Here is a 13,296-nt window from a genome sequence, read left to right as displayed (position 1 = left end):
CAATGTCATGGCTGGCGGCTCAGTCCCGCTGCCGGCAATCATCATGGAGGTCGACGAATGCTCAACGGCTTGATGACAAGCTACGTCCTTTCGGTTTTGGGGACGGTGGTGGTCTTGAAGTTCCATCTATTGCCTACCGTCCTGGCCGGGCTCGCGGTGCACGTGGTGACCTGCAAGCTGGCGGGACGGCTGCCGATCAAGGAGAATGGCCTCGCCCGCGAGGCGGCCGCCATCGGCCTGGCGGTCGGGGTAGTGGGTGCCTTCGTGGCCGGCGGCTTCGCCCTCTACTCGATGATGAAGGGGTTCCAGGGATTCAGCGCCCTGATGATGGCGTCGGCCGAGACCCTGGAAAAGGTCAAGCGGTCGCTTCCCCTCGACATGGCAAGCTCGCTGCCCGGGTCGGCCAACGAGCTCCAGGAAAGCGTGGTTTCCTTTCTGAGGGAGAACGGGAAGGAGCTTTCCTCCGCCGGAGCGGAAGGGCTCATCACCTTCGCGCACATCCTGATCGGCATGGTGATCGGCGGCATGACTTCCATCGCCCGGGTCAGGATCGCCGACAACGACCATCCGTTCCTGTCCAAGCTGTACGACAGGGCCAAGATGCTCACCCTTTCCTTTGAAAAGGTCGTCTTCGCCCAGCTGAAGATCTCCGCCGTCAACACGGCGCTGACCGCGATCTATCTCTGGCTGATCCTCCCTCTTTGCAACGTGCACCTGCCGATGGTGTCGCTATTGGTACTCCTCACCTTCGTGGCCGGGCTCATCCCGGTCATCGGGAATCTCATCTCCAACAGCGTCATCGTGATCCTGAGTCTGGGGACCTCGCTGCTGGTCGGCATCGGCTCGCTGCTGTTTCTGGTGGTCGTGCACAAGCTCGAGTACTTCCTCAACGCGAGGATCATCGGCCACGAGGTCAATGCGAAGGCGTGGGAGCTCCTCTGCGCCATGGTGACCCTCGAGGCGGTCTTCGGGCTGCACGGGGTCATCGCCGCTCCCATTCTCTATGCCTGGCTGAAGGCGGAGGTGCTCAGGGCGCCGACGGTCGGCGAACTGCAGGCCCCGCGGCCTGCCGCCCCGGAGGCGAATGGCTGACCGCAGGCTCCCGGAATCAAATCTCCCCTGTCCAAAGGGGGCGGAGGTGATTCTCGTAGTGACCCTGGCCCCGCCTGGAGGGGGAGGGGAGGGAAGAAAAGAAAAAGGCTGGTGACCCTGGAGTCACCAGCCTTTTTTTCGTCCGGGACGGAGCCGGGACTAGTGGTCGATGGCCTTGGCCATGCCGATGCCGGTGTTCTGGCGGACATAGACTTCGTCGAACATCTCTTCGGAGCGGCGGCTCGGGAAGGCGAGGGCGCCGATGATGGCGGCCAGGAAGCCCAGCGGGATGGAGATGATGCCCGGGTTCTTCAGGGTGAAGATCGGTTTGTCGAGCCCCATGATGGAGGTGCCGTCCTTGTTGGTCTCGTAATCCTTCCTGGCTTTGGTCAGCGCCTTCAGGTCCTTCTCGTCGAGGGTGGCACCGGCCGGGAGGGCGGCCTGCTTCTTCTCCATGGCGGCGACCACCTTCTTGGCGCCGGCGGCGACTGCCTTGGGATAGGTCATGTTGGGGGATACCATCACCAGCACGACGGAGACGATGGTGCCGACCACCAGGCCGGAGATGACCCCGGCGGTGTTGAACTTCCTCCAGAACAGCGAGAGGACGACGACCGGGAGGTTGCCGGAGGCGGCGACCGCGAAGGCCAGTGCCACCAGGTGGGCGACGTTCTGGTTCTCGGCCATGATGCCGATCACGATGCCGCAGGTGCCGACCACCACGGAGGTGACACGGGCGGCGAACATCTGCTCGTTCTGGTCGGCGTGGCCGTCCTTGATCACGTTCACGTAGATGTCGTGGGCGATGGCGGCGGAGGCGGCGAGCACCAGGCCGGAGACCACGGCGAGGATGGTGGCGAAGGCGACGGCGCAGAGGAAGGCCAGGAAGAGGTCACCGATGATCGGCGCGATGTCGGCACCCAGTTTCTCGGCCAGCATCAGGGTGGCCATGTTGCCGCCGGCGTCGATGCTCTTTATCCCCTGCGGGGTGAGGTTGATGGCGGCGCCGAAGCCCAGGAGGGTGGTCAGGATGTAGAAGCCGCCGATCAGGAACATGGCGATGATGACCGACTTGCGGGCGGCCTGGGCGGTCGGGACGGTGAAGAAACGCATGAGGATGTGCGGCATCCCGGCGGTGCCGAGCACGAGGGCCATGCCGAGCGAGATCTGGTCAAGCGGGTTCTTCAGGAACAGGCCGGGCTCCAGGAAGCGCTGGCCGGCGTCCACGCCGTTGAGGATGACGCCGTCTTTAAGCACCATCTTGGAGACGTGCTCCTGGATGTCGGGGTTGGTGACGATGGAGCTGAAGAAGCCGATCGGGTTGAAACCGGCCTTGGCCATGACCAGCACGGAGAGGAGGAAGGCGCCCGCCATCAGCAGGCCTGCCTTGATGATCTGGACCCAGGTGGTGGCGACCATGCCGCCGAAGACGACGTAACCGACCATGAGGATGCCGACGCCGATGATGGAGGCCTTGTAGGGGATGCCGACCAAAAGCGCCATCAGCTTGCCGGCGCCGACCATCTGGGCGGTGAGATAGAAGGTGGCCACCGAAACGGTGGAGATGGCGGCGATGGCGCGGACCGGCTTGGGCGAGGTGCGGAAGGAGAGGATGTCGCCCAGGGTGTACTTGCCGGCGTTACGGCAGGGCTCGGCCACGATCAGGAGCACGGTGATGTAGGCGACCAGCCAGCCGACCGAGTACATGAACCCGTCATAGCCGTAAAGCGAGATGAGGCCGGAGATACCTAAGAAGGAGGCTGCCGACATGTAGTCGCCGGCGATCGCCCACCCGTTCTGGGCCCCGGTGATTCCGCCCCCCGCGGCGTAGAAGTCGGAAGCGGTCTTGGTCTTCTTGGCGGCCCACACCACGATCCCCATGGTGATGCCGATGATGAGGACGAACATGCCGATGGTGATGGTGCGGTTGGCCTTGAGCTCCTTTTTGGCCGGTGCGGCCGGAGCGGGTGCCGCTACCGCGGATTTCTCGGCGGCGGGGGCGGTTGCGGTGGCGGCCGGGGCGGCGCCCTGGGCGGCGGGGGCGCTCACGGCGGGAGCGGCGGCCGCGGGAGCCTTGGCGGGCTCATCGGCGAAGGCGGCACCGGCCAGCGAGAGGGCCAGCGAGGCGGCGATGAAGATCTTTTTGAAGGTCATGGTGTTCTCCTCTCTTAGATGTGCAGTTCGTCGATGAGTTCTTTGGTCAGGCGGTCGAAGTCCTTGTTGGCGACATGGGAGTAGTACAGGGCGATCCCCCACGAGACGAAGAACTGGGAGAGGGCGAAGATGTAGCCGAAGTTGATGGGCCCGATGAGCTTGATCTTGAAGATGCCGGGGGTGTAGGCGGCGCCCAGGGGGAGCAGGAAGTAGTAGACGCAGCTGAAGATCCACCAGCCGAAGAGGAAAGCGGACTTCTTGTGGTGAAGTTCTACGAACTTCGGGTTCCTGGCGATTGCTGACCAGTCATACTTTTTTTCTGCCATGGTCGTACCTCCGTTTGAAATCGGTTGCCCAGCTTGGGTTGAAGGGAAGTCTCGCTCGGCGAGATGTGATGGTGTCCTTGGCGTCTCGCACTCCTCAGGCCGGGAGGTAGCCGAATCGCGCGGAAATGAGCCCCGCCCCCTCCTGAAGGGATGGGATGATCTCGTTCTCGATCCGGTCGGCCAGCATCCGGAAGGAGGGGCCGAGCATGGTTATGGCGCCCACCACCTTGCCGGCATAATCGCGAACCGCAACCGCGACGCTGATGATGCCGTCCCCGAGCCCGCCGTGGTCCACGGCCACCCCGGTGGCGCGGATCTGCTGCAGCTCGCTCGCGAGACGCTCCAGGTCCGGCTCCTTGACCAGCCCGTCGTCCCGCCGGCAGATCCGCTCCAGGAGGTCCCAGGAATCGACCGCCTTGAGGACCTTCCCGGCCGCGTTGGTGAAAAAGGGAAATTTCCTTCCGGTCAGCGGGTACGCCTTGATCGGCTGGCAGCAATCCACCATGTTCAGGAAGAGCACCTCGTTATCCTTGATGACCGTCATGTAGACCGCCTCGTCATGCTTTCGCGCGAGGTCCTCCATGATGGGGTGGGCGTAGGTGACGAGGCTCGATCCGTCGGCGGGCTCGGCCAGCATCTTCTTGGTATGTTTGGTCAGGTTCTCGCTTTCGATGAGCTTGTGGCCGAGGGTGATGGTTCTGGCTCCCAGTCCGTACTCGCCGGTCACGCTGTCGCGTTCCACGAGCCCCTTTTCGTTGAGGGTGGCCAAGAGGCGGTAGGTCTTGTTGCGGCTGAAACCGATACCCTTCGCCAGGGTGTCCAGGGAGAGCTGCTCCCTGCTTTCCGCAAGCTTTTCCAGCACTTCCAGCGCTTTTTTGACGTTCAACACCGTGTAGGTGCATTCCTTGTCTCGCATATAGACCTCGAGCGGGCGCCCCGGAGCCGGCTGATGGCGGGCGTGGGGGGACGCGGTACACGTAGTGCCACGGGGACGTGGGTGTCCTTTCCCGTTTACGCGACTGATGAAACTGGTACGACCAGACCCCTCAAGGCACGGAGCGAAGCCCGGGAGCGACGCCGGAGGTCGCGGCCCGCGGTGAATCGATCACCGGGAGACGGACAGCGGGGCCCCAGATAGGGTCAGGCGGTACACGACTGCAATGGAGAAGGGTGACGCGGGGTGAGGTTAGGCTGGTGGTGCTCGAGAGTGGCGTGTAGCGGTGAGCTGGACGGAGTGGAGGGTGGTGACGACGGTCTCGGGATGGTCATAGGTCGGGGGGGCGGCCAACGAGACTACCGGGGGCGGCGGGAGCTCCGCAAAGGCCTGGCAGTCGAAGGCCTTGGCATCCGCTACCTTCACGCTGGTTTCGACAACCGCGCGCGGCCGCTGTTTCGGTCCCCTGTTGTGCTCAAGGGCCGGGTTCCTCATCCCGAGGGTGATGAGGAGGCTTGCCAGCAGGCATATGGTAGTTGTGAGGAAAAGTTTTCTCACGTTCGAGGCCTTTTCATTTGCTGCAAATTCGAATTGAATTCGTGATAGAAAATATAACGACATCTCAAAAAAATGCAACAACTTTTTTGGTCCTGCGTTAACCCCGCTGTAATACATGGAAAAATGGTCGAAAAACATTTAAACGGCGTGTGTGTGGATGGGTAGGAGCGGGGGGGTGTGCCCCGCTTTTGGACGAGGGAGACGGGGGGCTTCGGGGTGTTGGCAAAACGCAATTATCCTCACCCTGCACGCTCGCCTGCCGGCGGATGGCCTGATGGGGGACGTACTGGGCGCAGGGCATGGGCGGCCCCGATCGCGGCAACCTGCCTGGTGGCGCTGAAGATGAGGTGCCGGCGGAGATCCTCGGCGGCTGCCGCTTTTCTTGACTTAGCCCCCCCAGATGGCACACTTCAGTTTAAATTAGAAAATACCAATAAAAGGAGCGTGCAATGATGCCTAAACCGTCAGGAAAAGCAGTTGCCGTGGTCGCCTTCGCCGTCGTGGCCTTGGCTGCATCTCGAGGATGGTCCGAGCTTAAGACACCGCACACTCAGCAGATGCCGCCGGACGCCGTCATGGAGGCGCTGACTCCGCGCGAGGTACCGGTCACCCGTCCGGAGCAGCGAAAGAGCCCGCACGACCTCTCCGACATCTTCAAGGCGGCCAATGCCGAGCCCGACTCCACGGCGTTCACTCACCAGCCCAAGGAGGGGAAGAACTCCGGCTTCGACTTCTACCGCGACCCGCTCAACACCGACAAGCCGATGACCACCTTCGAGGAGGTCTACCGCAAGGACGTTTCCGAACGCCACAAGGTGAACGATGCCCAGAGGCGGCTGCTTGAGACCCGGTACGATCTCACTCCGCATCTCTCCCCCGACGTCCGGATGACCCGCGGCAAACCGATCGCCGTCGGCCCCACCGCCCGCCTGGCCCGCGGCATGGGCTGGGACAAGCTGGCCGGCCTTTCTCCCGAGGACATCAGGCGGGAGGGGATGTTCCCCTATCCTCCGCTGCCCCATCCCAAGCAGGCGACCGGCGGGCAGGTCTTCCCGAAGATGCAGATCGACATGTTCCCCCGCCTGCAGCGCTTCGACGTCGATTTCGACCTTCCCGACGCCTTCCTCCCGGAATTCCCGCCGGCCATCTTCCTCCAGAATCGCCCCGAGCTGGGTGACGTCTCCCGCGGCGAGGTGGTCTCCATCAACAACTACTACCGGCTGTTCAAGGACCTCCTCACCCCGGTCCAGCTCGACGGCCTCAGGATGCTCCTCACTCCCTTCCCCCAGGAGGAGTTCAACCCGACCGACGACCGCAAATCGGCCCAGGCGAGCCTCGGCGTGGCCTGCTTCGACTGCCACGTGAACGGGCACACCACCGGCCAGTTCCACCTAAGCCCGGACATCCGTCCCCAGGAGCGGCGCTTCAGGCTCGACACCGTGAGCCTCAGGGGGGTCTTCAACCAGCAGATCCACTCCTCCAAGCGAAGCCTCCGTTCCATCGAGGATTTCACCGAATTCGAGCAGCGGAGCGCCTACTTCAACGGGGACGAGATTCACGCCGCCAAGAAGGGGATGAACATCCTGAGCCGGGTGCAGGTCTCCCACATGGCGCAGATGCAGAACATGCTCGATGTCCCGCCGGCGCCCAAGCTCGATGCCTCCGGCTACCTGATCCCCGGCAAGGCGACCCGGGCGGAGGTATCGGGGCAGCAGATCTTCTTCGGCAAAGGGAGATGCTCCGGCTGCCATCAGCCGCCTTTCTACATGGACCAGCAGATGCACGACCTGGAGCTTGAGCGCTTCACCCGCGAGCCGGGCGACGGGCCGATCAAGACCTTCACCCTGCGGGGCATCAAGGAGAGCCCGCCGTACCTGCACGACGGCCGCTGCTTCACGCTGGAGGACACCGTCGAGTTCTTCAACCTGGTGCTGTTCTTAAGGCTCAATCCCCAGGAAAAATACGACCTGGTTGCCTTCCTGAGAGTTCTCTAGGCAGGCTCGACCGGCCGCCAGCTTGCCGTGATTCTGTCAATGACGGGCCACGGTCACTGGCGGCCGGTTTGTGTCTGTCCCCATCGTTTCATTCATGCTATAGTGCCAGCTGTCTTTTCTCTCTGACATTGTTAATCAAATCCCAGAGAGAGTGGTAAAATTGCTAGTGTCTTGAACCTTTCCGGAGATTGAATGCAGCCCGTCACTCACAGAATCTGGCGGTCGAGGCAGGCGGAACCGGGGGCTTCGGAGCGGGTTGCCGCCTCCGGGGTCTCCCTGCTCCTGGCCAGGCTCCTCGCCAACCGCGGCATTGCCGATCCCGACGCCGCCCGCGCCTATCTGAATCCCACCCTCTCAACCCTTCACGATCCGATGTCGCTCGCGGGGATGGAGACCGCGGTGGAGAGACTCGCGCTCGCCCTTACCCGTGGCGACCGGGTCTGCGTGCACGGGGACTACGACGTGGACGGCGTCACCTCGGTGGCGCTTTTGATCGGTTTCTTCCGCGAGGTGGGGATCGACGCCTTTTCCTACATTCCCAAGCGGTTGACCGAAGGGTACGGCCTTTCCTCGCAGGGGGTACTGGCCGCGGAAGAGGGGAGGGCGAGCGTCCTCATCACGGTCGACTGCGGCATCACCTCCCATGCGGAGGCCGTCCTTTGCCGCGAGAGGGGGATCGATCTCATCATCACCGACCACCACTCGCCCGGGGAATCCCTTCCCGCCGCCTTTGCCGTGATCAACCCGCTGCAGCCCGGCTGCCGGTACCCCTTCAAGTCGCTGGCCGGGGTGGGGGTCGCCTTCCACCTCGTCATCGCGCTCAGGTCGCGGCTGAGGGAAAAGGGGCTCATCAAGGGGAAGGAACCCGATATCCGCGAATACCTCGACCTGGTCGCCCTCGGGACGGTGGCGGACGTGGTCCCCCTGCTGGGGATCAACCGCGCCCTGGTGAGCTATGGCCTGAAGCAGCTTAGCCAGGGGAACCGGGTAGGGGTGCGTGCGCTCAAGGAGGTCTCCGGCGTGGTGGGGGAGGTGGGGTGCGGCGCGGTCGGCTTCCGGCTCGCGCCCCGCATCAACGCGGCCGGGCGTCTGGAGGACGCCGCGGTCGGCCTGGAGCTCCTGCTCACTACCGATCCGGTGAAGGCCAAGGCCATCGCCACCCAGCTCGACGACAGCAACGCCGAGCGGCAGGCGATCGAGCGGGCGACCCTGGAAGAGGCGCGGGCCATGCTGAAGGACGGGGCCTGCCGGGGGAGAAAGAGCATCGTGCTCGGCTCCAGGCTCTGGCACCCCGGGGTGGTGGGGATCGTGGCCTCCCGCATCGCCGAGCTCTTCCACCGCCCGGTGATCCTCTTCGCCCTGGAGGACGGCACCGGGAGGGGCTCGGGCCGCAGCATCCCGAGCTTCCACCTCTTGGACGCCATCCGCAGCTGCGCGGACCATCTCCTCAAGTACGGAGGGCACAGCCACGCGGCCGGCGTCTCCATCGCCGAGGCCGAGCTGGAGCGTTTCGCCCTGAGCTTCGACGAGGCGGCCGCGGGTGCCCTCGATGCCGAGGCTCTGGTCCCGGTCCTCCCCTACGATGCCGAGCTCTCCCCCGCCCAGGTGGACGAGGGGCTTCCCGCCGAGCTCGACCGGATGAAACCGTTCGGGATGGGGAATCCCGAGCCCTCCTTCCTGCTCAAGGGGGCCGAGGTGCGCGAGGCCCGCGTGCTGAAGGGGGGGCATCTCAAGCTGCGAGTCACCAGCCAGGGGAAAAGCTTCGACGCCATCGGCTTCGGCCTGGCCGAGAAGGAGCCTGGGATCGGGGAGCGCATCGACCTGGTCTTCACCGCCGGATTCAACGAATGGAACGGCAGGCGCTCGCTGCAACTGACGGTAAAGGATCTGCGTCCGGAGGAGAGCTAGTGCTGAGGGGGGAGCGGTTCAACAAGGCCGACCGGGTCATGCGGGTCGGATTCTGGATCAACTTCCTCCTGATGGGAATGAAGCTCGCCGCCGGTCATTACGGCCGTTCCGAAGCGGTCTTCGCCGACGGGATCGAGAGCGCCTGCGATTTCGTCGCCATCACCCTGACCTTCTTCGCCCTCAAGGTGGGGAGAAAGCCTTTCGACGCCGACCATCCCTACGGCCACGGCAAGGTCGAAAGTCTCTCCGCCATCATGGTCTCGCTGGTCATCGGGGTCACCGGCGCCTGGATCCTCTATTCCGCCGTCACCACCGTGGTGGAAAACGAGTACGCCACCCCGGCCCTCATCGCGGTCCTGGCCGCGGCGGTCACCATCGTGGTCAAGGAAGCGCTCTACCGGTACTCGGTGCGGGTGGGAGACCAGCTCAAAAGCCCGGCACTGCTCGCCATCGCCAAGGACCATCGCAAGGATGCCATCACCTCCATCGCCACCTTGATCGGGGTCGGCGGTGCCTACCTGGGGGTGAAGGCGATGGACCCCATCGCCGCCGGGCTCACCTCGTTCGTCATCTTCAAGATCGGCTATGACACCTTCCGCACCTCGGCCCACGAGCTCATGGACGGGCTTCCCGAGCAGGCGATGGTGACCGCCATCGCCGACATCGCCCGCACCGTGGCCGGCGTCGACGGTGTCCACGAGATCAGGGCGCGCCACTCCGGTCAGTTCGTCATCGTCGACCTGAAACTCGACATGGACCCGGAGATGACCGTGAAACGCTCGCACGAAATCGCCACCGAGGTGAAGCGGCTCATCTTCGAGACCTTCCCCAACGTGGGCGATGTCATGATTCACATAAACCCCTCCGACGTTCCTCACGAGGACCTCATCAGGTTGTAGCCCCACTCACCAGAAACCACACTTTTCCTATCGGACCGTTTTGGTCTTATTTTCTTTAAGTAAAAGGCTGTCACGATCACGACACAGCCCGCTTCCTCCCCTCCATGTGCGCCTTGCCAAAAGCTACAGAATTCATTGCCGCATCGGCCGGAAAATCCGCATACAGTATACATATCTCTCTTGACAGACCATTTGCGAAGGTAGTATTAACGTCAATCGTGTTTTTAAGAAAAAATGTTATTGGGAGGAGAGATGAAGAAGATTAATCGCCTTACTCTGCTGCTGGTGGCGATGCTGCTGGTGGCTTCCAGTGCGTTCGCTGCCAAGCTCGCTACCGTGGATATCCCGGTGGATGCTCAGATGTACGCCGCGACCCCGGCTCCGCTGACCCCGAATCAGTGCGCCCAGTGCCACACCGGTCAGTTCGGTTCGCTCAAGGAGAACGGTGGCAAGCACCGCTTCGACTGCCAGCAGTGCCACAAGGTGATCCACGCCTACAACCCGAACAAGGCCAACTACGCGGAGATCATGCCGAAGTGCTCGCAGTGCCACATCGACATTCACGGCCCGGCTAACAAAGACTGCTCCTCCTGCCACGCCAATCCGCACGCGCCGCGCAAAGTCGCCATGACCCCGCGCCTGACCAGCTCCTGCGCCACCTGCCACCCGGGTCCGAAGGCCGACCTCGTCGCCTTCCCGAGCAAGCACTCCCTGCTAGGCTGCGAGCGTTGCCATACCTCCCACGGCTTCAAGCCTTCCTGCGCCAAGTGCCATAAGTCGCACTACGAAGGTCAGACCTTCGACTCCTGCACCAGATGCCACTCCGTCCACAAGCCGAAGAAGGTCACCTACCACTCCAACGAGCCGGCTGCCACCTGCGGTTCCTGCCACAAGGTCATCTACGGCAAGTGGACGCACACCAAGGCCCGTCACAAGAACGTGAACTGCGCCCAGTGCCACCACGACAAGCACGGCTACATCCCGCAGTGCACCGAGTGCCACAAGCAGCCGCACCCGGCCGGCATCCTCCAGAAGTTCCCGAAATGCCTCGGCTGCCACCTCGACGTCCACGACCTGCCGAGCATGAAGTAGTAAGCCGGTCGTAACCTTGCTGTACCTAAGCCCCGGAGGAAACTCCGGGGCTTTTTTTCCCCCCCATCCTCACCCTGTCCCTCCCCTTGAAGGGGAGGGGACGCTGGGGCAGGAGCTGCGCTGTCTTACCGGCTCTACGCGGGGGGAGGCGTTCAACAGGTCCGCGGGGAGCTCTCCTCCCTCGCCGTTATCACCATGCTCTACTATGACTTTCTCAATACCACTCCCGTCACTCCTTTTGCCGGTGGTGGGGTAGGATTCGCCTCCACTCACTTTGCCCGGGCAACCACGGGCAGTACCCTCCTCTGGCCGGCCGGCGACGACACCAACGTCGCCTATCAATGGGTCGGCGGCTTCTCCCTGACTGTCACCGAGGCAACCTGTCTTGACTTCTCCTACCATCATTACGCTATTCCGCGTATCCACCTCCCCTCTGTCTCAGCCGAGTTCAGAGGGCCCAACCTTTCGATAGGGTTTCGACACTGGTTTTAGCTTTCCTGTATCTACTGAAAAAAACGCTGTTCTTATTATCTCCAAGTGGATATAATGGCCCACGATTCGCTGTGCCATTGAAAAGGTCTGCTGACTTGGCCAGCGGCGTCATTGTCGTCTAATCGCGGAGATCTTCCCTTCCTGTCAGAGATCCCGGCCCGATTATGAGATGCATTTCACGGAGCGGGTGCTGCCGCTCCAATGATTGATTGTGTGACCTGTGTCACATGGAAACCGTGATAGCTCGCGTATCGTATGGAAAGCCCGGCACCTACTTCCCCCGATCGGGTTGATCGCGAGCCATCCCCTGTTCCCTTAATCAAGTAGGTGTTACGTGCGCTATATCTTTACCCTCGCAATAGTCGGCAGCCTGCTGGTCCCCTCGCTTTCCCGTGCCACCGTCACCCCCGTCCCCCTCGAGTCGACCTCGCAACGCATTTCCACCATGGAGGCGCTGCTCGACCGCGCCATGGCCCAGAACCTGATCGCCGGCGGCGTGGTCGTCATCGGCAACCGCCAGGGCATCATCGCCACCTCGGCGCGCGGACACCTCACCCCCTCTCCGGCCTCGCCTCTGCTGGACGAACATACCGTCTTCGATATCGCCTCCCTGACCAAGGTGGTGGCCACCGCTCCCGCCGTCATGAAGCTCCTCGACGAGGGGAAGATAGCCCTCACCGATCCGATCTCCCGCTGGTTCCCCGAATTCGCCCAGCCCAGCCGTAGCGAGATCACCGTCCAGCATCTGCTGACCCACACCTCGGGGCTGGACGACATCTCGGTTTCCTCGGATCAGCCGATGCAGTCGGCCATCCGCAAGGCCGCCGCCGAGAGGCGCTCGCCCACCGGCCGCTTCCATTATGCGGACATCAACTTCATCCTGCTCGGCGAGCTGGTCCGCCGCGTTTCCGGGAGCTCCCTGGACGTCTTCTGCCAGAACGAGATCTTCGGCCCGCTCGGCGACCGCGAGACCATGTTCCTTCCCTCCCGCGCCATGGAGGCTTCCATAGCTCCCACCTCCGGGTATTCCCCCGGCGTGGTGCAGGATCCCAACGCCCGCCGGCTGGGTGGCGTCGCCGGCCATGCCGGGCTCTTCACCTCCGCCTACGACCTTTCCCGCTATGCGAGGCTCATGCTGGGAATGGGAATGCTCGACAACCAGCGGGTACTCTCCGAGCAGGTGGTCGCCGAGATGACCTCGCCCCACTCCTGCAGCAACGGACAGGTGTGGCGCGGGCTTGGCTGGGACATGAACTCTCCCTTCGCGGCCCCCAAGGGGAACCTCTTTTCGGATGCATCCTTCGGCCATACCGGCTACAGCGGCTCCTCGATCTGGATCGATCCCAAGCAGGATCTCTTCGTCATCCTGCTGACCCGGCGGGTCAACTACCGCGACACCCACAGCTTCAACCAGCTCCGCCGCGAGGTCTCCACCGTCGCCTCCGCCACCTACAACGGCGGCAGCATGCCGTTCCCGATCAACGACGACGCCCTCCTCGCCGAAGCCGCCGCGTCCGACTCCGAGCCGGCTCCCACCCCGGGGCGCATCGAGGTCTACGAGAAGGACGGCATCCTGGTCGCCACCAACATCCATACCGCTCCCGAACACGTAAAGGCCCGGCGGGAAATCGTCCAGCACCATTTCGCCAAGGTCGTCAAGTCGTCGGCCAAGAAATGCAGCGTGCGCAAGGGGCGGGTCTCCAGAGTCGCCAAGGCTGACAGAAGCAGGGCGCGCTCCAGGAAACATCGCCTGATCAGGGGCTGATTTCCACGGTGCGTCGCTTTCTCAGCTTTTCTCCCCACTGGCAAAAATTCCCTCCTCAGCTCTATTAAGTTTAAAATATTCT

10 protein-coding genes are annotated in these 13,296 nt (G+C 63.1%); 6 read left to right on the top strand and 4 right to left on the bottom strand.

What is annotated here, in order from left to right; all coding sequences use genetic code 11:
• Positions 1-57: 57 nt before the first annotated feature.
• Positions 58-1,092, top strand: coding sequence for an AI-2E family transporter (locus tag ACYVL5_RS16760; RefSeq protein WP_460596721.1), 1,035 nt, complete (start codon positions 58-60; stop codon positions 1,090-1,092).
• A 159-nt stretch (positions 1,093-1,251) separates the two neighbouring features.
• On the opposite strand, the gene ACYVL5_RS16755 is transcribed toward ACYVL5_RS16760, so the two are convergent.
• The 4 genes from ACYVL5_RS16755 to ACYVL5_RS16740 all read right to left on the bottom strand — a co-directional run bounded on the left by ACYVL5_RS16755 (position 1,252) and on the right by ACYVL5_RS16740 (position 5,064).
• The gene (locus tag ACYVL5_RS16755) at positions 1,252-3,246 is read right to left on the bottom strand and encodes a solute symporter family protein (RefSeq protein ID WP_460596720.1); all 1,995 of its coding nucleotides are present in this window, start codon (positions 3,244-3,246) and stop codon (positions 1,252-1,254) included.
• A 14-nt stretch (positions 3,247-3,260) separates the two neighbouring features.
• Positions 3,261-3,572, bottom strand: a complete 312-nt coding sequence (locus ACYVL5_RS16750; RefSeq protein WP_250678188.1) for a DUF485 domain-containing protein — start codon at positions 3,570-3,572, stop codon at positions 3,261-3,263.
• A gap of 94 nt (positions 3,573-3,666) precedes the next feature.
• Entirely contained in the window at positions 3,667-4,488 is an 822-nt protein-coding gene (locus tag ACYVL5_RS16745) for an IclR family transcriptional regulator (protein ID WP_460596719.1), read from the bottom strand.
• 270 nt (positions 4,489-4,758) lie between these two features.
• Positions 4,759-5,064 (bottom strand): hypothetical protein, encoded by a 306-nt coding sequence (locus ACYVL5_RS16740; protein WP_460596718.1) that lies wholly within the window; start codon positions 5,062-5,064, stop codon positions 4,759-4,761.
• 452 nt (positions 5,065-5,516) lie between these two features.
• Between ACYVL5_RS16740 and ACYVL5_RS16735 the strand changes: the two genes are divergently transcribed.
• The 5 genes from ACYVL5_RS16735 (at position 5,517) to ACYVL5_RS16715 (ending at position 13,214) form a co-directional block, all read left to right on the top strand.
• Complete coding sequence (locus ACYVL5_RS16735; RefSeq protein WP_460596717.1) at positions 5,517-7,058, top strand: cytochrome B6; 1,542 nt, start codon at positions 5,517-5,519, stop codon at positions 7,056-7,058.
• 192 nt (positions 7,059-7,250) lie between these two features.
• A complete protein-coding gene (gene recJ / locus ACYVL5_RS16730) occupies positions 7,251-8,966 on the top strand; it encodes a single-stranded-DNA-specific exonuclease RecJ (RefSeq protein ID WP_460596716.1) in 1,716 nt (571 codons plus the stop codon).
• Positions 8,966-9,865: a cation diffusion facilitator family transporter gene (locus ACYVL5_RS16725; protein WP_460596715.1), complete on the top strand. Its 900-nt coding sequence runs from the start codon at positions 8,966-8,968 to the stop codon at positions 9,863-9,865. The genes recJ and ACYVL5_RS16725 overlap by 1 nt, the downstream gene beginning before the upstream one ends.
• A gap of 252 nt (positions 9,866-10,117) precedes the next feature.
• On the top strand, positions 10,118-10,957 hold the full coding sequence (locus tag ACYVL5_RS16720; protein WP_460596714.1) for a cytochrome C: 840 nt from the start codon (positions 10,118-10,120) through the stop codon (positions 10,955-10,957).
• A gap of 826 nt (positions 10,958-11,783) precedes the next feature.
• The gene (locus tag ACYVL5_RS16715; protein WP_460596713.1) at positions 11,784-13,214 is read left to right on the top strand and encodes a serine hydrolase domain-containing protein; all 1,431 of its coding nucleotides are present in this window, start codon (positions 11,784-11,786) and stop codon (positions 13,212-13,214) included.
• Positions 13,215-13,296 lie beyond the last annotated feature (82 nt).

The organism is Geomonas sp. Red276 (assembly GCF_054784495.1).
This window is presented reverse-complemented; position numbering and strand designations above follow the sequence as displayed.

Excerpts from the sequence above, each read along its gene's own strand:
- ACYVL5_RS16760 (WP_460596721.1), top strand. The coding sequence starts at position 58 with ATGCTCAACGGCTTGATGACAAGCTACGTCCTTTCGGTTTTGGGGACG.
- ACYVL5_RS16755 (WP_460596720.1), bottom strand. The coding sequence starts at position 3,246 with ATGACCTTCAAAAAGATCTTCATCGCCGCCTCGCTGGCCCTCTCGCTG.
- ACYVL5_RS16750 (WP_250678188.1), bottom strand. The coding sequence starts at position 3,572 with ATGGCAGAAAAAAAGTATGACTGGTCAGCAATCGCCAGGAACCCGAAG.
- ACYVL5_RS16745 (WP_460596719.1), bottom strand. The coding sequence starts at position 4,488 with ATGCGAGACAAGGAATGCACCTACACGGTGTTGAACGTCAAAAAAGCG.
- ACYVL5_RS16735 (WP_460596717.1), top strand. The coding sequence starts at position 5,517 with ATGCCTAAACCGTCAGGAAAAGCAGTTGCCGTGGTCGCCTTCGCCGTC.
- recJ (WP_460596716.1), top strand. The coding sequence starts at position 7,251 with ATGCAGCCCGTCACTCACAGAATCTGGCGGTCGAGGCAGGCGGAACCG.
- ACYVL5_RS16720 (WP_460596714.1), top strand. The coding sequence starts at position 10,118 with ATGAAGAAGATTAATCGCCTTACTCTGCTGCTGGTGGCGATGCTGCTG.